At 60.8% G+C, this 16,536-nt stretch carries 22 protein-coding genes; 11 read left to right on the top strand and 11 right to left on the bottom strand.

Going from position 1 to position 16,536, the window contains the following annotated elements; genetic code table 11:
* Positions 1 to 23: 23 nt before the first annotated feature.
* Entirely contained in the window at positions 24 to 950 is a 927-nt protein-coding gene (locus tag AC3WKX_RS22395; protein WP_008438710.1) for an SMP-30/gluconolactonase/LRE family protein, read from the bottom strand.
* Positions 951 to 1,270: 320 nt separating this feature from the next.
* On the opposite strand from AC3WKX_RS22395, the gene AC3WKX_RS22390 reads away from it, so the two are divergent.
* The 5 genes from AC3WKX_RS22390 to AC3WKX_RS22370 all read left to right on the top strand — a co-directional run bounded on the left by AC3WKX_RS22390 (position 1,271) and on the right by AC3WKX_RS22370 (position 6,134).
* Positions 1,271 to 2,212: a hydroxymethylglutaryl-CoA lyase gene (locus AC3WKX_RS22390; RefSeq protein ID WP_102605135.1), complete on the top strand. Its 942-nt coding sequence runs from the start codon at positions 1,271 to 1,273 to the stop codon at positions 2,210 to 2,212.
* Positions 2,209 to 3,408, top strand: a complete 1,200-nt coding sequence (locus AC3WKX_RS22385) for a CaiB/BaiF CoA transferase family protein (protein WP_102605120.1) — start codon at positions 2,209 to 2,211, stop codon at positions 3,406 to 3,408. Before AC3WKX_RS22390 ends, AC3WKX_RS22385 begins: the two co-directional genes overlap by 4 nt.
* 47 nt (positions 3,409 to 3,455) lie before the next feature.
* Complete coding sequence (locus AC3WKX_RS22380; protein ID WP_256344772.1) at positions 3,456 to 4,775, top strand: MFS transporter; 1,320 nt, start codon at positions 3,456 to 3,458, stop codon at positions 4,773 to 4,775.
* A gap of 117 nt (positions 4,776 to 4,892) precedes the next feature.
* Positions 4,893 to 5,657, top strand: coding sequence for an IclR family transcriptional regulator (locus AC3WKX_RS22375; protein ID WP_102605119.1), 765 nt, complete (start codon positions 4,893 to 4,895; stop codon positions 5,655 to 5,657).
* Positions 5,658 to 5,708: 51 nt separating this feature from the next.
* Positions 5,709 to 6,134, top strand: coding sequence for a GNAT family N-acetyltransferase (locus AC3WKX_RS22370; protein ID WP_102605118.1), 426 nt, complete (start codon positions 5,709 to 5,711; stop codon positions 6,132 to 6,134).
* Positions 6,135 to 6,137: 3 nt separating this feature from the next.
* On the opposite strand, the gene AC3WKX_RS22365 is transcribed toward AC3WKX_RS22370, so the two are convergent.
* Entirely contained in the window at positions 6,138 to 6,365 is a 228-nt protein-coding gene (locus tag AC3WKX_RS22365; protein WP_003219991.1) for an SPOR domain-containing protein, read from the bottom strand.
* Positions 6,366 to 6,592: 227 nt separating this feature from the next.
* Here AC3WKX_RS22365 and AC3WKX_RS22360 point away from each other — a divergent pair, with 227 nt between their 5' ends.
* The 3 genes from AC3WKX_RS22360 to pcp are packed head-to-tail and all read left to right on the top strand — an operon-like array spanning position 6,593 to position 8,908.
* On the top strand, positions 6,593 to 7,306 hold the full coding sequence (locus AC3WKX_RS22360) for a DUF969 domain-containing protein (RefSeq protein ID WP_003219990.1): 714 nt from the start codon (positions 6,593 to 6,595) through the stop codon (positions 7,304 to 7,306).
* Positions 7,303 to 8,253, top strand: a complete 951-nt coding sequence (locus tag AC3WKX_RS22355) for a DUF979 domain-containing protein (RefSeq protein ID WP_102605117.1) — start codon at positions 7,303 to 7,305, stop codon at positions 8,251 to 8,253. The genes AC3WKX_RS22360 and AC3WKX_RS22355 overlap by 4 nt, the downstream gene beginning before the upstream one ends.
* 7 nt (positions 8,254 to 8,260) lie before the next feature.
* Positions 8,261 to 8,908, top strand: coding sequence for a pyroglutamyl-peptidase I (pcp, locus tag AC3WKX_RS22350; RefSeq protein WP_008438704.1), 648 nt, complete (start codon positions 8,261 to 8,263; stop codon positions 8,906 to 8,908).
* On the opposite strand, the gene AC3WKX_RS22345 is transcribed toward pcp, so the two are convergent.
* The 5 genes from AC3WKX_RS22345 to AC3WKX_RS22325 form a co-directional block, all read right to left on the bottom strand.
* The gene (locus AC3WKX_RS22345; RefSeq protein WP_102605116.1) at positions 8,901 to 10,313 is read right to left on the bottom strand and encodes a heavy metal sensor histidine kinase; all 1,413 of its coding nucleotides are present in this window, start codon (positions 10,311 to 10,313) and stop codon (positions 8,901 to 8,903) included. The genes pcp and AC3WKX_RS22345 overlap by 8 nt on opposite strands.
* Positions 10,310 to 10,981, bottom strand: coding sequence for a heavy metal response regulator transcription factor (locus tag AC3WKX_RS22340; RefSeq protein ID WP_003219986.1), 672 nt, complete (start codon positions 10,979 to 10,981; stop codon positions 10,310 to 10,312). The genes AC3WKX_RS22345 and AC3WKX_RS22340 overlap by 4 nt, the downstream gene beginning before the upstream one ends.
* 51 nt (positions 10,982 to 11,032) lie before the next feature.
* Positions 11,033 to 11,290, bottom strand: coding sequence for a DUF2790 domain-containing protein (locus AC3WKX_RS22335; protein ID WP_003219985.1), 258 nt, complete (start codon positions 11,288 to 11,290; stop codon positions 11,033 to 11,035).
* Between the two features lie 111 nt (positions 11,291 to 11,401).
* On the bottom strand, positions 11,402 to 12,172 hold the full coding sequence (locus AC3WKX_RS22330) for an alpha/beta fold hydrolase (protein WP_003219984.1): 771 nt from the start codon (positions 12,170 to 12,172) through the stop codon (positions 11,402 to 11,404).
* Positions 12,173 to 12,333: 161 nt separating this feature from the next.
* Positions 12,334 to 12,546, bottom strand: a complete 213-nt coding sequence (locus AC3WKX_RS22325; RefSeq protein ID WP_003219983.1) for a hypothetical protein — start codon at positions 12,544 to 12,546, stop codon at positions 12,334 to 12,336.
* Between the two features lie 243 nt (positions 12,547 to 12,789).
* Between AC3WKX_RS22325 and AC3WKX_RS22320 the strand changes: the two genes are divergently transcribed.
* Complete coding sequence (locus AC3WKX_RS22320; RefSeq protein WP_102605115.1) at positions 12,790 to 13,464, top strand: HAD-IA family hydrolase; 675 nt, start codon at positions 12,790 to 12,792, stop codon at positions 13,462 to 13,464.
* Positions 13,465 to 13,480: 16 nt separating this feature from the next.
* Here AC3WKX_RS22320 and AC3WKX_RS22315 read toward each other — a convergent pair whose 3' ends face one another.
* Together AC3WKX_RS22315 and AC3WKX_RS22310 are read right to left on the bottom strand one after the other, a co-directional pair.
* Positions 13,481 to 13,795, bottom strand: a complete 315-nt coding sequence (locus AC3WKX_RS22315; RefSeq protein ID WP_003219980.1) for a hypothetical protein — start codon at positions 13,793 to 13,795, stop codon at positions 13,481 to 13,483.
* A 159-nt stretch (positions 13,796 to 13,954) separates the two neighbouring features.
* Positions 13,955 to 14,215 (bottom strand): hypothetical protein, encoded by a 261-nt coding sequence (locus AC3WKX_RS22310; RefSeq protein WP_003219977.1) that lies wholly within the window; start codon positions 14,213 to 14,215, stop codon positions 13,955 to 13,957.
* A gap of 170 nt (positions 14,216 to 14,385) precedes the next feature.
* On the opposite strand from AC3WKX_RS22310, the gene AC3WKX_RS22305 reads away from it, so the two are divergent.
* The gene (locus AC3WKX_RS22305; RefSeq protein ID WP_008438699.1) at positions 14,386 to 14,844 is read left to right on the top strand and encodes a DUF2214 family protein; all 459 of its coding nucleotides are present in this window, start codon (positions 14,386 to 14,388) and stop codon (positions 14,842 to 14,844) included.
* Positions 14,845 to 14,964: 120 nt separating this feature from the next.
* On the opposite strand, the gene csrA is transcribed toward AC3WKX_RS22305, so the two are convergent.
* A complete protein-coding gene (gene csrA / locus AC3WKX_RS22300; protein WP_003192511.1) occupies positions 14,965 to 15,159 on the bottom strand; it encodes a carbon storage regulator CsrA in 195 nt (64 codons plus the stop codon).
* A gap of 263 nt (positions 15,160 to 15,422) precedes the next feature.
* On the opposite strand from csrA, the gene AC3WKX_RS22295 reads away from it, so the two are divergent.
* A complete protein-coding gene (locus tag AC3WKX_RS22295) occupies positions 15,423 to 15,800 on the top strand; it encodes a hypothetical protein (protein WP_032899812.1) in 378 nt (125 codons plus the stop codon).
* A 43-nt stretch (positions 15,801 to 15,843) separates the two neighbouring features.
* Here AC3WKX_RS22295 and AC3WKX_RS22290 read toward each other — a convergent pair whose 3' ends face one another.
* Positions 15,844 to 16,533 (bottom strand): endonuclease, encoded by a 690-nt coding sequence (locus AC3WKX_RS22290; RefSeq protein WP_102605114.1) that lies wholly within the window; start codon positions 16,531 to 16,533, stop codon positions 15,844 to 15,846.
* Positions 16,534 to 16,536: the final 3 nt, after the last annotated feature.

Raw genomic sequence — 16,536 nt, 5'->3', positions numbered from 1 at the left:
CGCAGCGTTCAGTGCCGGTGGATTCAGCGGTGGGAAAACATCGGTTGGCCGGCGTGCTCCAGGTCGGCGACCAGGATCGAGCCGGTCGATGAGTCGGTGATGAACAGTTGCCGGTTGCCCTCGCCGCCGAACGCCAGGTTGGTCAGGGTGCGGCCCTCGGTGCAGCTGCGGATGCGATAGAGCGGTACGGCGTGGGGATCGAATACCCAGACGCAGGCATTGCCGGCATCGCACACGTAGAGGTTGCCGAGCGCGTCGAGGGCCATGCCGTCGGCGCCACTCACGCCGCCCGCCAGTGCGGTGAAGATCCCGACTTTGCTTGTGCCGCCGTCGCGCTGGATCGGCAGGCGCCACACCGCGTTGCCCCGGGTCATGGCGACGAACAGCGCGTTTTGCGCCAGGTCCATGACCAGGCCGTTGGGGCTCGGGCCGTTGTTGATCAGGCAGGTGAGCGTCTCATTTTCCAGGTCGTAGGCGAATACACGACCGGTGGGATCCTGTTGGCCGGTCTGCCCCTGGTCGGTGAAGTAGAGCTTGCCGCCAGTGTCGAAGAACAGGTCGTTCACACCCTTGAAGCCTTCGCTGCGGTGGTGAGTCAGAAACGGTGTGATGACGCCACTGGCAGGGTCCAGGGTCAGGATGCCGTGCTTGTAGTCGGCAATGAAAATACGCCCATCGCGATGGATCTTCAGGCCGTTGGGCCAGCCGTCGTATTGCACCACCAGGGTCCAGTTGCCGTGCGGGTCGATGCGAAAGATCCGGCCGTAGGGAATGTCCGTGACATAGAGATTGCCCTGCACATCGAAGGACGGTCCTTCGAGGAAGCTTTTCACTCGCTGGCCGGGTTTGTTGGCGTGCACCCACTCGGAGTCTCCGTCCTTGCAGAAAACCTGCGGCAATGTGCTGAAGACGCGAGTGGGCAAATCACGAGGCGGGGCATACAGGCTCACAGGATCAACTCCTACGGAACGGGCAAGGCACCTCTGAAAAGGAGGTAAGCCTTGTCTCATTATTGTTTTGTTCTGCTAGATAGAACAATGTGCTTTCTAATAGAACAAATGTCGAGGTTATTTCTTGGGCTGTCAACCCTGTCTTTTGCCATATCAGACCAATGCAATGAATTGGCTTGCCCGTTGATCAACCAAATATAAGTAAAAAGCGCTGGGCGCTTTTCGGATGTTGACAGTGAAAATTAACGCGCTCATTATTTATTTCAGAACATCGTTCTGTCAGATAGAACAAGTGCGAATTGACCTTTAAAGGCCTGGTGATGACCCCTAATAAAAACATCGACATTCTGATCAGCGAGGTAGGCCCGCGTGATGGCCTGCAAAGCGTCGCCGCGACGATGCCTACCGCGCTGAAATTGCAGTGGCTAACGGCTTTGGCCGACGCCGGCCTCAAGGAAATCGAGATAGGCTCATTCGTCTCCCCCAAGCTGCTGCCGCAGATGGCCGATGCGGCGCACTTAGTGGTGCATATGCGTCAACGCCGGGACGTGTTTGTCACGGCGCTGGTGCCGAACCTCAAGGGCGCCCAGGCCGCTTTCGACGCCGGCGTGCAGAAAATCACCCTGCCGATCTCCGTCAGCGAGCCGCATTCCCTGGCCAATATCCGCAAGACTCATCAACAGGTGTTCGAGGAGGTTCGCCAGGTCATTGCCCTGCGCAACGAACACTTCCCGAAGGTGCAAGTGGAGGCTGGGTTGTCGACGGTATTCGGTTGCACGATCCAGGGCGAAGTGCCTGAGGACGATGTGATTCGCATGGCGCTGCGCATGGCCGAGCTGGGCGTGGATGAGGTAGGGCTGGCGGACACCGTCGGCTATGCCAACCCGGCTCAGGTGCGCCGGGCGTTTATCCGCTTGCACAGCGAAATCGGCGCCAAGGCTGGCAGTGCCCATTTCCATAACACCCGCGGCCAGGGGCTGGCGAATGTGGTGGCGGCGCTCGATGTGGGGGTCACCACGTTCGACGCCTCACAGGGCGGGATTGGCGGCTGCCCATATGCGCCGGGCGCGTCGGGCAACATCGTGACCGAAGACCTGGTTTACCTGCTCGAATCCATGGGCCTGCGTACCGGCGTCGATATCGACAAGCTGGTGGCGGCACGTGAATGGCTGCAAAAAGGCCTGCCAGGCGAGCCGCTCTACGGGTTCATTCCGGATGCCGGCGTGGGCAAGAACTTCCACTACGCAGGGGCTGCACGATGAACACGCAGAATCACAAGATCCAGGCGCTGCCATTGGCGGGCATCCGCGTGGTCGAGTTTGTGCACATGGTCATGGGCCCGACCTGCGGGCTGGTGCTGGCCGATCTTGGTGCCGAAGTGATCAAGGTCGAACCGACGCCGGCTGGCGACAACACCCGGCGGTTGACCGGTTCGGGCGCCGGCTACTGGATGACCTACAACCGCAACAAGAAAAGCTTCGCCGTCGACATCAAGACCGAGGAAGGGATGGCGGCGGTGCGCAAGCTGATCGAAAGCGCCGACGTGGTCACCGAAAACTTTCGTCCAGGCGCCATGGAAAAACTCGGCCTGGGCTTTGAGCAGGTCAAGGCGATCAAGCCCGACGTTATCTACAGCTCCATGAAAGGCTTTTTGCCGGGCCCTTACGAACACCGCACTGCACTGGATGAGGTGGTGCAGATGATGTCCGGGCTCGCGTACATGACCGGCCCCGAAGGCCGCCCGCTACGCGCTGGTGCCTCGGTGAATGACGTGATGGGCGGGATGTTCAGCGCCATCTCGATCCTGGCCGCACTGTGGCAACGCAAGGCGACCGGGGAGGGCCAGTTTGTGCAGACCGGCCTGTTCGAGAACTCCGCGTTCCTGGTCGGCCAGCACATGATGCAGATGGCGACCACCGGCCAGCCGGCAGCGCCGATGCCCAGCCGTCTTTCAGCGTGGGCGATCTATGACGTGTTCAACGCCCGGGATGACGAGCAGGTGTTCATGGGCGTGGTGAGTGACAGCCAATGGCTGAGCTTCTGCCAGGCGTTTGGTTTTCAACAACTGGGCGGCGACCCCGAACTGGCGCGCAACACCCAGCGTGTGCATGCCCGTTCGCGAATCCTGCCGCTGGTGCGGGAGCGGCTGGCCACGCTGCCCAAGCAGCAAATCATGGACATGTGCGAGCAGGCCGGCTTGCCGTTCTCGCCGATCCAGCGGCCTCAGGATCTGTTTGACGATGTGCACCTGAATGCCTCCGGCGGCCTGGCGCACCTGACGCTGGATAACGGCGAGGAAGTGAAGGTGCCGATGCTGCCGTTTGAAATGAATGGCCGGCGTTTCGATACGCGCCTGAACGTGCCACAACTGGGCAGCCATTCGCAGGCGTTGCTTGAAGAGCTGGGTTATGCCGCCAGGGATGTCGACGCCTTGCGCGCTCGTGGCGTGGTCCGCTAGGTCCTTTTGTCGCCATTCCAATAACAATAATGTCGAGGAAACCCGTCATGGCAATTGTCACGACACCTGCATCAGGCGCCCCAGCCATCACCGCCGTGGTGCTGGATGCAGAGCAAACCCGCGTCCTGCACAAGGCCGCCTGGCGTCTGATCCCGCTGCTCGCCCTGGCTTACTTTTTCAACTACCTGGACCGCACCAGCGTTGGCTACGCCGCCTTGCAAATGACCGAACAGCTGGGTTTGACCGCCACGCAATTCGGCCTGGGTGCGGGGATTATGTTCGTTGGCTACTGCCTGTGTGAGGTGCCGAGCAACCTGGCGATGTACCGCTTTGGCGCCCGGCGGTGGATGGCGCGCATCATGATTACCTGGGGGATCGCGGCGGCTGCCACGGCCTGGGTCGTCGGCCCCTACAGCTTCTACGCAATGCGCCTGGTGCTGGGTGTGGCCGAGGCCGGGTTCTTTCCCGGGGTGATCTTTTTCCTGACCCTGTGGTTTCCTGCGCAGTACCGCACGCGGGTGCTGGCATGGTTTACCGCGGCCACGCCGATTTCATTCTTGGTGGGTGGCCCGCTGTCGGTGTGGCTCCTGCAAATGCACGGCATCTGGGGTTTGGCAGGCTGGCAATGGATGTTTCTGATCGAGGGCGTCCCGGCGTGCATCCTCGGGCTGATCACGTTGAAAGTGCTGACCAACCAGCCTTCCGAAGCCAAATGGCTGTCGGCACAGGAACGTGCCGTGCTCACCGGCTTGCTGGCTGAAGAGCAAAGCCAGGGCCAGCACCGCCACGGCTTCAAGGCTGCCCTGAAAGACCCTCGGGTGTGGATCCTCAGCTCGATTACCTTCAGTTTTACCCTGGGCTCCTACGGCATTGGAATCTGGCTGCCGCAGATGCTCAAGGCCCACGGTGTCGAGATCAGCATGATTGGCTGGGTGGCGGCGATTCCCTACTTTTTTGCAACCATCGGCCTGTTGGTTTGGGCGAAACACGTGGACCGCACCGGCAAGGGGATTTTCAACCTGACCGTGGCCATGCTGCTGGCTGGCCTGGCGCTATTGGTCGCCTTGCAGATGGACACATTGGTGGCCGCCCTGGCCGGGATCACCCTGGCGCTGGTGGGGACGATTGCCGGCAAGACCATTTTCTACACCTTGCCGGGCAAGTTCCTGCGTGGCCAGGCCGCTGCCGGTGGTATTGCGCTGATTAACTCGATTGGTGCCTTTGGCGGTTTTGTCGGGCCCTACCTGATGGGCTTTCTCAAGGATTACACCGGCTCGTTCACGGCGGGCCTGATGGTGATGGGGTGCATCATGTTCGTCGCGGCCGCGATGGTTATGTCGCTGCGGCTTTTCCTGCGGGACGCATAATGCGGTGGCTGCACCCCGGCGCAAAAGGGTATGTTACGGCGACTGAAAGTGTCTGGCGCGACCGGGACGGCAATGATGCCGCCGCTTGCGCCGGCGATGAATACCCAATGAGTGGCCATGAGTACCGAACCCAACAACAGTCTTGCTGATCAAGCCGGCAGTCCGGAAGGCGGCGTTGCTGCAGTCGATCGCGCGTTTTCCATTCTCGCGGCCTTTAATATCGACCAGGAGAGCTTGAGCCTGGCGGAGATCGCCCGGCGCACCGGCTTGTATAAAAGCACCATCCTGCGCCTGATCACCTCGCTGGAAAAAGCCGGGTTTGTGCGGCGCTTGAGTGACGGCCAATACGCCGTCGGGCCTGAACCTCTGCGCCTGTCCCAGCTATATCAAGCCTCGTTCCGCTTGCGGGATGTGATCCTGCCGCTGCTGGAATCCATCACCGAAGAGAGCGGCGAGACCTCGTCTTTTTACGTCTATGAAAACGGCAGCCGGGTGGTGTTGTTCCGTGTCGAGCCCAAGCGCGCGGTGCGGGTCTCGGTGCTGGAAGGCGCGCGGTTCCCGCTGCATGCCGGGGCTTCCGGCAAGGTCCTGCGCGCGTTCTCACGCCAGGGTGACGCCACACTGACTCAGGAGCGTGAACGCTGCTGGGCCTGCTCGTTCGGTGAACGCGACCCGGAAACCACCGCCGTCTCCGTCCCCGTGTTTGCAATGGGCGGTGAGCTCAAGGGCGCGTTGACGCTGTCGGGCCCCTCCGACCGATTGCTGAAAGAACACATCCCCCACGCCGCATCGATCCTGCTGCGCAACGCGGCGATCGCCACCAGCGCGTTGGGGGGCAACAACACCGAGTTGCGAGCGGCCCTGGAAAAACTCAATCCTTGAAGGGGTGGTGTTTTTGTGGGCTGATCTGGAATTCAACACAGGACGATCAAGATGGACGTGGCAATGGAACTGTCGTTTGAGGTGACGGAGAAAGAGCGCCAGGCCATCCTCCAGCCGCTGAGGGCATACAACATCAGCCAATGCGGCGAGAACCCGTTCGAAACGTTCGGGCTGTTACTGCGTGATCCCGCCAGCCAGGAAGTGGTGGGCGGCCTGTACGGGAAAATTTCCTATGGCTGGATGTTCATTGAGCTGTTGAGCGTGCCTGAGTCAATGCGCACTCAAGGCATGGGCTCGCGGCTGATGCGCGCGGCTGAGGAGCTGGCACGGGAGAAAGGGTGTGCGGGGATCTGGCTGGACACCTTCAGCTTCCAGGCGCCCGGGTTCTACCGGAAGCTGGGTTTCAGCGAGTTCGGGCATATTGCCGAGTACCCGCCAGGACACACGCGCCACTTTTTCCAGAAGCACCTGGGCTGAGGGCTAGCGGGTCACCGACCGCCACGTGACCAAGCCGTCCAGCCCTTTATCGGACTTCAAGTACCTGAGCACGTTCTGCGCCTGGGCCTTCTCTTCAAACGGGCCGACAAAGGCGTGAGGCGGCTCATCGAGCACGGTGGGCACATCGAGCGCCCGCAGTTGCGCAACCCGTTCGCCAAACGCTTTGTCGTTATCGGCGGTAAGGCGCACCACCCAGCCGCTGCGATACAAATGCCCTCTAACGCTTCAAACACCCACAAACTTTATTGGATTGCAGCAACAATTTTTCTTGTTGGACACCTCCCTCCCCAAGCAGCAAAGATGCCGCCACTGACGCTCGACCTTCCAGGTCAACAATAAAAAATCGAGCCGGGCTGCACGCCGTTTTCTTGCAGTGAACCCTTTGTTCACTACCTGCTTTACTGGCGCCGCAGCGCGCACTTAAGGACCTCACCACCATGCAAACTGTTGTGAACCTATGGCCGCTGATTGGCGTACTCGTCATCGTGGTCGGCTTTGTGTTGCGCTTCAATCCGCTGCTGGTCGTCACGGCGGCAGCGATTGCCACCGGGTTTGCCGCCCACTTTCCACTGGAAAAGATCCTCGCCACCATGGGCGACGGCTTTCTCCAGACTCGCGCCTTGCAATTGATCCTGTTGTTGCCCCTGGCTGTCATCGGCTTGCTGGAGCGCCATGGCTTGCGCCTGCATGCGCAAAACTGGATCGCGCGCTTTGAGCGGGCCACGGTTGGGCGCTTGCTGATCATCTATCTGTTTGTGCGTGAATCCACAGCGGCCATGGGCCTGACGAGCCTGGGCGGGCATCCGCAGATGGTGCGCCCGTTGCTGGCGCCGATGGCGGAAGGCGCGGCGGAAAAACGCTATGGCAAACTCCCCGACAAGCTTCGCCACAAGGTCCTGGCCATGTGTGCCGCGACCGACAACGTGGGGCTGTTTTTTGGCGAGGATATCTTCGTCGCCTTTGGTGCGATTGCGTTGATGCACACCTTCCTGTTGGGTTCGGGGATTGATGTCGAGCCTCTGCACATTGCGGTCTGGGGCATCCCGACGGCGATCTGCGCCTTCATCATTCACGCCATCCGCTTGCACCGCTTTGACCGAATGCTGACCCGAGAGCTGTTGCCGGCCAACACAGCGGAGGCGGCGCAATGATCATTTCCATTCAATACCTGTACTGGCTGGCCGGCGTTCTGCTGGTGATCACCGCCGGGATGATCCTGATGGATCGCACCCACCCCAGGCGCTGGTCGAGTTCGTTGTTCTGGCTGCTGTTTGCCATTCCGTTCCTGGTGGGGGAGCGCCTGCCCTCGGTGGTGGTCGGCGTGGGCGTGGTGGTGATGGCACTCATCGCGGGCCTGGGAGGCGTAGGCCGCGGCGCGCATGCCCAGTTGCATGACAAGGCCGCACGGGCCAGCGCTGGTCGCCTGGGGCATAAATTGTTTATCCCGGCATTGGCCATTCCGTTGACCACGGTGATCGGCTCGGTATTGCTCAAACACACCGAGATCGGCGGCGTGCCGCTGCTGGACCCGAAGAACACCACCTTTGTCTCCCTGGGTATCGGCTGCCTGATTGCACTGGCGCTGGCCTGCTGGCTGACGCGGGACACCCCGGTGCAAGCCCTTCGCGAATCCCGGCGCCTCACCGAAGCGCTGGGCTGGGCGATGGTGCTGCCGCAGATGCTGGCGATGCTCGGGCTGTTGTTCAACGAAGCGGGCGTGGGCACAGCGGTGGCGCACATCACCACCACCTATATCAACCTGGATTACAAGCTGGTAGCGGTGATGGTGTATGTGTTGGGCATGGCACTGTTTACCGTGATCATGGGCAATGGCTTTGCCGCCTTCCCGGTGATGACCGGCGGCGTTGGCGTACCGGTGCTGGTAGGCATCTACGGCGGCAACCCGGCGGTGATGGCTGCCATCGGCATGTTCTCCGGTTACTGCGGTACGCTGATGACACCCATGGCGGCCAACTTCAATATTGTCCCGGCAGCGTTGCTGGAGCTGCCGGATAAAAACGCGGTCATCAAGGCACAGATGCCGACCGCATTGATGATGCTGGTGGTCAATATTGTCCTGCTCTACCTGCTGATGTGAGGCTGTAATGCGCACTGTATTGCTGACGGGTTTCGAACCGTTTGACCAAGACCTTGTCAACCCGTCCTGGGAGGCGGTACGCCTGTTGGAGGGTGTGCAGTTGGGCGCTGATGTGCGGATTGTCGCGCGGCAGTTACCCTGTGCCTTTGCCACGGCGGGCGAGCGCCTGGCTCAGCTGTTGGCCGAACACCGCCCGCAGATGGTCATTGCTGTCGGGCTGGGCCCCGGGCGCAGTGATATTTCCATCGAGCGGGTCGCGATCAACCTCAACGACGCGCGGATTCCGGACAACCTGGGTGAGCAACCTGTCGACACGGAAGTGCTACCCGGCGGCCCTGCGGCCTACTTCGGCACCTTGCCGAGCAAGGCCATGGTGAGGGCCGTGCGCGAGGCCGGCATTGGGGCCAGCGTGTCGCAAACCGCCGGCACTTTCGTGTGCAACCAGGTGTTCTATCTGTTGCAGCACGCGCTCGCCGGGTCAGGGGTACGCAGCGGTTTCATCCATGTGCCGTGGCTGCCCGAACAGGTGGTGGGCCGAATACCCGAGCCGGCCTCGATGGCGTTGCCGATGCAGGTCGAGGGCTTGCGGATTGCGCTGCTGACGGCCTGGAATACCCTGGTGGATATCACTGAAACGGGTGGGCAAGTCAGCTGAGGTTTTCGGCTTCGCGTCCCGGGAAAAACAACGCGAAGCAGGTCACACCGTTCTCGCTGCTCACGCTGTATCGGCCGTTATGCAACTGCATGATGGTCGCGACAATCGACAGCCCCAATCCATTGGAATGCGCCGAACACTCCCGTGATTCATCCACGCGATAAAACCGCTCGAACAACCTGGGCAAGTGCTCCGCCGGGATGGTCGCGCCGTGGTTGGTCACCGTCAGGTTGATGCCTTCGGCGCAGGGTGTGGCCTGGATCAGCAGTTCAGAGGCGGGCGCACCATATTTGATGGCGTTGGCGCACAGGTTGGCCAGGGCACGGCGCAGCAGCATCGGTTCGGCCCAGATCACACCGGCGCCCTGGGCGAGGATGCTGATATCGACATCGCCCGCCAGGCCTTCGAAGTAGTCGGCCATGCGTTCCACTTCATCGGCCGCGTCCAGTTCCTGGCGCTGGCGCAGCGCACTGGCCGGGTCGGTGCGGGCCAGGAACAGCATGTTGTCGAGCATGCGCGCCAGGCGTTCGAGTTCTTCGACGTTGGAGGCCAGCAGTTGCTGGTAGGCCTCGATGCTACGGTGTTGCTGCAGCGCCACCTGGGTTTCCCCGAGCAAGTTATTGATCGGCGTGCGCAGTTCGTGGGCCATGTCGGTGGAGACCTGGCCCAGTTGCACAAAACCTTTGGCCAGGCGTTCGAGCATGGTGTTGAACGAATCAATCATCGGCAGCAGTTCTTTGGGGGCGCCGTGGCTGTCGAGGCGCGCGGCGAGGTTGCCGACGCCGATGCCCTGGGCATGCACGGCCAGGCGCCGCAATGGCAGCAGGCCGCGATGCACCATCAGGTAACCGACCACCGCCAGTACCAATGCCGCGATGCTGGCGAGGATATAGACACTCAGCCGGTAGCTGGCGAGCACTGCGGTGCGCTCGGTCATCAACCGCCCGGTAGTGACTTGCAGGCTGCCCAGGTCGCCTGAATCGATGGTGGCGGCGAGGGTGGAGAAGGGGACGCCATTGACGCCGGGTAAATGCTGCACGTCGGCGAATTCCAGGGCGTGGTCCCGGGGCACCGGTGCAACGTCGGGCATGTCGATGTTGCCGGGGTTTACTTCCAGCAGCGGTTTCTGCCCGGGTGCGGCGATGCTCAGCACCGATTCGCGGTTGCCGAGCATGTTCTGGAACAGTTCGGGCTTGGTCTTGATCAGGTCCAGGGTGTTGCTGTCGTTCAGCAGGTTGCGCAGTTGGTCGACGCGGTAGATCAGCGCAGCGTCGTCGCGGTGGATCAGTTCGCGCTCAAGGTCGCGGTACAGCGCCACGCCGAGGGTTGCCAGCAGGGCGAACGCCAGCAGGGCGAAGATCAGCGCCAGGCGCAGCGTCAGGGAGTAATGCCGGGGCTTGCTCATGGTTGCGTATCGAAGCGATAGCCGATGCCGCGCACGCTATGGATCAGCTTGAGCTGGAACGGGTCGTCGATTTTCAGGCGCAGGCGGCGCACGGCCACGTCGACCACATTGGTGTCGCTGTCGAAATTCATGTCCCACACCCTTGAGGCGATCAGCGAGCGCGAGAGTACCTGGTCCTGATGGGTGGCGAACAAGTGCAACAAGGCGAACTCCTTGTTGGTCAGGGTGATGCGCACGCCGCCACGGCTGACGCGGCGCTTGAGCACGTCGATCTGCAGGTCGGCGATCTGCAAGTGTTCTTCTTCACGGCTTGGCCCGCGCCGGGTCAGGGTGCGCAGGCGCGCCACCAGTTCGGCGAAGGAAAACGGCTTGATCAGGTAATCGTCGGCGCCCAGTTCCAGGCCCTTGATGCGGTCGGCAATATCGTCCCGGGCGGTCAGGAACAGCACCGGCGTGTCGGCTTCCTTGCGCAGGCGACGCAGCACTTCCCAGCCGTCCATCTTCGGCATCATCACGTCCAGCACGATCACGTCGAACGGGGTTTCCAGGGCCTGGTGCAAACCGTCCACGCCATCGCGGGCAAGGCTCACGGAGTAACCCAGTTCCTGCAGGCCGTTAAGCAGGTAGTTGCCCGCCTTGGGCTCGTCTTCGACTACGAGGATATTCATGGGATTCGCCCTGGTGATGTGCAGTTCTTGCGTGGCGCAAGTGTAGCCCGATCAATTGTCATTGGGGCAGCCGATGCCCTGTACTTGATAGTCCAGCACGTGTTCGCGGCCCTGGCTGTCGAGGTAGTCGAGGCGCGCAGGGACAATGCCGCACTGGCCGTAGGTATCGGTGCTCGACAGTACTTTGGCCACGTCCATGTGCATGAAGAAGCCGGGGGTGTCATGGATCACCGAGGTGGTGGCGGTGGTATCGGCAAAGGCCGAGCCGGTGGCGAGGAGGGCAGCAAAGCCGAGGATAAACAGTTTCATGGCGGTATCTCTCTTTAAAGGTTGGCTGCCGGTATCCGGCAGTGAGTTCACAGTAACCAGGCGACACAAACAGCCAGCCAACAGGATGATGACAAGATCGTAATGAAGGGCTTAAGGCTGGCGGCCGGACGCTTCGAGGATCAGGTCGGTGATTTCCTTGGCGTGGGAAACCAGGGACAAGTGGCTCGATGGCAGCTCGATGGTGGTGGCGTTCATGCGCTTGGCGAGAAAGCGTTCCAGGTCCGGGTTGATGGTCTGGTCATTGCTGGACACCGCATACCAGGACGGCTTGGTGTGCCACGCGGCGTTGACGGTGCGACCGCTGAACAGGGTCTTGGCGATCGGTTGTTGCACGGCGTACAGCTCCATGGCCTTGGCGTGGGGTACATCGGCGGCAAAGTACTTGAGGAAGGCGTCCTGGTTCAGGGTCAGGTAACCGTCGTGCTCCACCACACCGGCCCGCACGGGTGTGCTTGGGTACTTGGCGGACAGGGCGACGAAGTCTTCGTTGGCGTCCGGAGCGCGGGCGGCGACGTATACCAGGGAGCTGACCTTGGGGTTGGCCCCGGCGTCGCTGACCACGGTGCCGGCGTAGGAATGGCCGACCAGCACGGTAGGGCCGTCCTGTTGATCGAGTACGCGATTGGTGGCAGCGACGTCATCCGCCACCGAGGTCAGCGGGTTTTGCACGGCGGTTACATGCAAGCCGGCGGCCTGCAGGCGGGTAATCACTTCGGACCAACTGGAACCGTCGGCCCAGGAGCCGTGTACCAGCACTACGTTATTGGCTTTCACCGGTGCAATCGGGCCGGCCACGGCGGCGCCGGTCCCCAGCATCAACAGGCTGGCGGCGATCAGGCAGAGTTTGCTTGCAGGTTTCATGGGCGGGCTCGCTTCATTTTCAGTGGGAAGTTGGGTCACCCGCTGTGGGTGACTGACGACTTCACTGTATGAAGTGAGGGTGCGGGCAACACTGACAGCTTGATGACAAGTTTGTAATGCAATGGGCAGCCGGAAGGCTGCCCTGGTTGGACGGTGACCCATCAGACAGTACGGGCTGCTTGCAGGCGTTCAGCGCCGCCTTCCGCCAGGCCGCGTTCGTGCAGGCGATCTGCGCCGCCCTCGGCGAGCAGGTGGGATGGCTGGTCTTTGACCGCGCCAGCGTGGGTGTCGGCCGACGCCATGGATGACAGCCCGAGGCCCGCGATGACAGTCAGGCCGAGTACCAGGGACGAAGCTTTCGAGAGATTGAACATGATGAGGCTCCTACGCGTGAGTCAGCCGGATTGGCTGGTGGTCGTAGTTAATCGCCGGGGTGTATCTGCCATGTGTGCCCAGGCGTGGCGAAATGCGGGTTCGCGTATCCAGGCGGGGTTCCCATACAGTCCGATACAAACCACGGGAAGGTTTACAGCGTTTGGGCCGATCCGTAGATTGCACCAGGCAAGTGGTTCGTCAGCGCCCAAGACCGGGTGACGAAAGCAAGAGGAAGCCGAGCAGTGTCCACCCGCGATTCAGCTGTATTCGCCCACCGTTACCGCGCCTTTCTGTTCGATATGGATGGCACACTCCTGAACTCCATTGCCGCCGCCGAGCGCGTATGGGCCACCTGGGCTGAACGCCATGGGCTGGATGTCGAGGCCTTTCTGAAGACCATCCATGGTGCCCGGGCCATCGATACCATCACCCGCCAGGCTTTGCCCGGTGTGGACGCGCAGGCTGAGGCGCAGTGGATTACCGAGGCTGAACTTGAGGATGTGGAAGGGGTGGTGGCGATTGCGGGCGCGGTGGAATTCCTCAACGCATTGCCCGGCGATCAATGGGCGCTGGTTACGTCTGCCCCCAAGGCACTGGCTCTGCGCCGTATGCAGGCGGCCGGGATCAACCCGCCGGCGGTGCTGGTCACCGCGGAGGATGTTGCGAGCGGCAAGCCGGACCCTGCCTGTTATGTGCTCGGTGCGCAACGGCTGGGAGTACCGGTACAAGACTGCCTGGTGTTTGAGGATGCCAGCGTCGGGATTCGCGCCGGCGAGGCGGCGGGGGCCGATGTGATGGTGGTGACGTCGACCCACCTTGTGCCCATGGTCACCGAGCATCCGTCGATTGACGGGTATGAGCGTCTACAGGTTCAGCGGGACGAAGCCGGGCTGTTGCATCTACAGAGCCTGGCGTAAAAAAAGGCCGACCCGGTTACCCGGATCGGCCTTCTTCGTAAAGGGGCGGTTCAACGTTGGAGCTGTTTCCAGTCAGCGTCTGCAGGCGGTTGCCCTTGAGCCCCTGGCGGGACAAGACCATTTCCTTGAGGATTTCGCTGGCAAGCCTGGCAATCGCCTCCGGCCCTCGATGGTGTGCGCGGACGATGCCGGTCACCGCAAAGTGATCAGCTTCCGGGCCGCTGAGAATCGCGGAAAGCGTGCCATCGGCATGCAGGGTGCAGACGATTTTGTAGCTCGGCAGGCGCGCTGCCAGTGCTGATTCGATTTCGCTTTTACTCAGTGTGTCCATCAGCGCTACAACCTTTCACCGACCGTGCATGCCCAAGCATAGGTTGTGTCGCGCAGCTGTAAATACCGGCGATCTGATAGCAACTGCGGCGACGGTTTCAACCCGCTTGCGGGATACACCGCGCTGGGGCAACGAGCTTCAAGATGAAACCCAAAGCCGTCAGGATGAGGCTTTGCGGCGATCACTGTGAGGCGCGCGCCGGCACAGTCTGCGATGGACGGCGACCTGAATGGGCTTGAGGCAGAAGAAAAACAAGTACGCGCTCAGGAACAGCGTCAGGTCCAGCCATGAGTAGGCTTTGTCGGAGGAGCCTTCGATTTCGAACTTGAGGCCATACTCCAGCGCCACAAACGCCACGCTGATCAGCGTGACAATCAACCAAGACTTGGATAAGTAAGGCTGTTTAACGGTACGCCTCATCAACGTGCTCCTTGGCGCGCTGCAGACTGTAGGGGATTTGTCACGAGATTCGGCCCTGGAAAACTCCACAAGTTCCCTTTGTTTGCAGGCTGTTTCATGCGTTGAACGCAGCCAGCGACTATTACTGAGAAGTGTTCCTGCCATGTGTCATACAAAAGGGAGTACGCCTTATGTTGGTTCAGTGGTTTCTTGCAGCAGTCCATTTACTGGCATTCGCCATGGCATTGTCGGCCGTGCTTGCGCGTGGCAAGGCATTGCGCGGTGTATCTGATAGTGACCCATCCACCCTGCGCCGCGTATTGATCGCGGACAACATCTGGGGAATCAGTGCCCTGGTGTTATTGGTAACCGGTGGCCTGCGGGCCTTCGGCGGCTACGAAAAGGGCAGTGATTATTACCTGCACCAGCCGTTGTTTCACGTGAAGATGACGCTGCTTGTATTAATTTTGTTACTGGAGCTCGCGCCGATGATTCGCTTTATCAAATGGCGCATCGCGTTGGCGCGTGGCACGCGCCTCGATTTGCACCAGGCAGGTCTTTTTGCGCGCATCAGCCATGTGCAGGCGTTACTGCTGGTGCTGATGATGATTGCAGCGAGTGGCATGGCACGCGGTGTCGGCCTGGGATGACGCTGGCCTGGCGCTGGAACAAGGGAATAGGGCGCGCTGGCCGCGGGAAGCCGCGAGCAGGCTGAAAGAGGTTTTCGCCAGCCGTTACAGTGAACGAAAGGGCTGGCTACTGGAGGCGCTTCAAGGTGTCTGGTTTTTATCCGGAGCCGTCAGGCCCGCCTGGATACGTTGGTAGATCTCCTCGCGATGCACGGCAACGTCCTTTGGAGCATTGATGCCGATTCTTACTTGCTGGCCGCTAACGCCCAGGATGGTGATCGTGATGTCATCACCGATGTTTATGCTTTCACCGACTTTGCGGGTGAGTATCAGCATGGACTTCTCCTTGATTGCTTTGAAGGACACATGTTTCAGACAGGGCAGATGTCGGATGTGTGTAGCTTACTGCGAAGCGCTTCCCTGTGGCTGCCTCTTTTAGGACGCATAGAGGCGGCATTAATTCCCATGCCGCCATCATACAGGTCTGCGATACATCATTCGCATTGTTTAAGCCAACGTTTATGACGGCCAGAATAGACAGTGAATGATAAAGTCGCCTCTTTGATCCTCTAAGGAGCAGGGTAGTGCGTAAAGTAGCGATGGCAATTGCGGTGTTGGCATTGGCCGGTTGCGGTGAAGGTAAAAGTGTCGACGCCCCCAAGGCCAGGCCTGCCGTTGCCGAGGCGCCCGCCCAGGCGCAACCTGCGGTCGGCGCGATCGCCTCTCAAGAATGGGATGTATGGGTGGGGCCGCCGGATCACAAGCTGCAGGCGATGACTGACCTGACCGCGTGGCTGCTGGAACACGGTTTCAGTTTCTATCTGGCGAAGGAAGACGGTAAGGACCAGGTGCTGCTGGGCCCATTCAGCACCAAGGCCGAGGCCGAGGCGAAACAAGCGCAGTTGACCGAGAAACTGGCCACTGCGAAGAAGAATGACACGGTGTCCGAGGTCATCGAACACAAGGTTGCGCAGTAAAGAGTCGACAAGCGGGAGGCCATGGCGCTCCCGCTTTTTTCGTTCAGCCGCAGGCTTTCAAGTTCACCGGGCCGACAAATTCATTGCCGCGCCCCATCACGCACGCCACGGTTTGATTGCGCTGGCGTTCCCAGGGCTGTACCGGGTAGGTCTTGTTCCAGGCTTCATACAGCTGGCGATCCTGTTTCGACAGGCGCAGGCCATACTGCTTGCTCATATAGAAATACGTTCGGGCGATCATGCCGCGAATGGAAGGGCGGGGCATGACCTTCTTGGCCTTGAAGTCCACCTGGGTCAGGCATGATCCATATTGGCCGCTTTGTACCGGCAGCCAGCCAAAACTGAAATTGTTTCGGTCGCCATTCACCTCGCCGATGCTCGGCACCAGGTTGTGCAGGTCGGCTTCGGCCCGCTTGTAGACCGCGTCCTTGCGGGTGCAGTTCTTGCGCCCGCCATCCTGCCAGCACTGGCGCTGATGGCCGATCTGCCAGGCCGGAACAATGTGTTCCCATTCAATACGTGCCGCCCGGTTGGCGTTTTTGCGCGGGATATAGCCGCAGGCTTTCAGGTCTACCCGGTTGCCGTTGTATTTGCAGCCGCAATAGAACTCCGTGGATTGCGGTTCATACAGTTTCCAGGCGATTTTCTTGGCTTCGCTGAATGTCCTGGGGGCTTGGGCGTGAGCGGTAACAGCAAAAAACACACACAACAGACTGATAAAACGGACACTCATTGA

This window comes from Pseudomonas sp. GP01-A4 (assembly GCF_058780865.1).
This window is presented reverse-complemented; position numbering and strand designations above follow the sequence as displayed.

Coding starts and splice junctions, on each gene's coding strand:
- AC3WKX_RS22390 (WP_102605135.1), top strand. CDS start 1,271: ATGACCCCTAATAAAAACATCGACATTCTGATCAGCGAGGTAGGCCCG.
- AC3WKX_RS22385 (WP_102605120.1), top strand. CDS start 2,209: ATGAACACGCAGAATCACAAGATCCAGGCGCTGCCATTGGCGGGCATC.
- AC3WKX_RS22380 (WP_256344772.1), top strand. CDS start 3,456: ATGGCAATTGTCACGACACCTGCATCAGGCGCCCCAGCCATCACCGCC.
- AC3WKX_RS22375 (WP_102605119.1), top strand. CDS start 4,893: ATGAGTACCGAACCCAACAACAGTCTTGCTGATCAAGCCGGCAGTCCG.
- AC3WKX_RS22370 (WP_102605118.1), top strand. CDS start 5,709: ATGGACGTGGCAATGGAACTGTCGTTTGAGGTGACGGAGAAAGAGCGC.
- AC3WKX_RS22360 (WP_003219990.1), top strand. CDS start 6,593: ATGCAAACTGTTGTGAACCTATGGCCGCTGATTGGCGTACTCGTCATC.
- AC3WKX_RS22355 (WP_102605117.1), top strand. CDS start 7,303: ATGATCATTTCCATTCAATACCTGTACTGGCTGGCCGGCGTTCTGCTG.
- pcp (WP_008438704.1), top strand. CDS start 8,261: ATGCGCACTGTATTGCTGACGGGTTTCGAACCGTTTGACCAAGACCTT.
- AC3WKX_RS22345 (WP_102605116.1), bottom strand. CDS start 10,313: ATGAGCAAGCCCCGGCATTACTCCCTGACGCTGCGCCTGGCGCTGATC.
- AC3WKX_RS22340 (WP_003219986.1), bottom strand. CDS start 10,981: ATGAATATCCTCGTAGTCGAAGACGAGCCCAAGGCGGGCAACTACCTG.
- AC3WKX_RS22335 (WP_003219985.1), bottom strand. CDS start 11,290: ATGAAACTGTTTATCCTCGGCTTTGCTGCCCTCCTCGCCACCGGCTCG.
- AC3WKX_RS22330 (WP_003219984.1), bottom strand. CDS start 12,172: ATGAAACCTGCAAGCAAACTCTGCCTGATCGCCGCCAGCCTGTTGATG.
- AC3WKX_RS22325 (WP_003219983.1), bottom strand. CDS start 12,546: ATGTTCAATCTCTCGAAAGCTTCGTCCCTGGTACTCGGCCTGACTGTC.
- AC3WKX_RS22315 (WP_003219980.1), bottom strand. CDS start 13,795: ATGGACACACTGAGTAAAAGCGAAATCGAATCAGCACTGGCAGCGCGC.
- AC3WKX_RS22310 (WP_003219977.1), bottom strand. CDS start 14,215: ATGAGGCGTACCGTTAAACAGCCTTACTTATCCAAGTCTTGGTTGATT.
- AC3WKX_RS22305 (WP_008438699.1), top strand. CDS start 14,386: ATGTTGGTTCAGTGGTTTCTTGCAGCAGTCCATTTACTGGCATTCGCC.
- csrA (WP_003192511.1), bottom strand. CDS start 15,159: ATGCTGATACTCACCCGCAAAGTCGGTGAAAGCATAAACATCGGTGAT.
- AC3WKX_RS22295 (WP_032899812.1), top strand. CDS start 15,423: ATGGCAATTGCGGTGTTGGCATTGGCCGGTTGCGGTGAAGGTAAAAGT.
- AC3WKX_RS22290 (WP_102605114.1), bottom strand. CDS start 16,533: ATGAGTGTCCGTTTTATCAGTCTGTTGTGTGTGTTTTTTGCTGTTACC.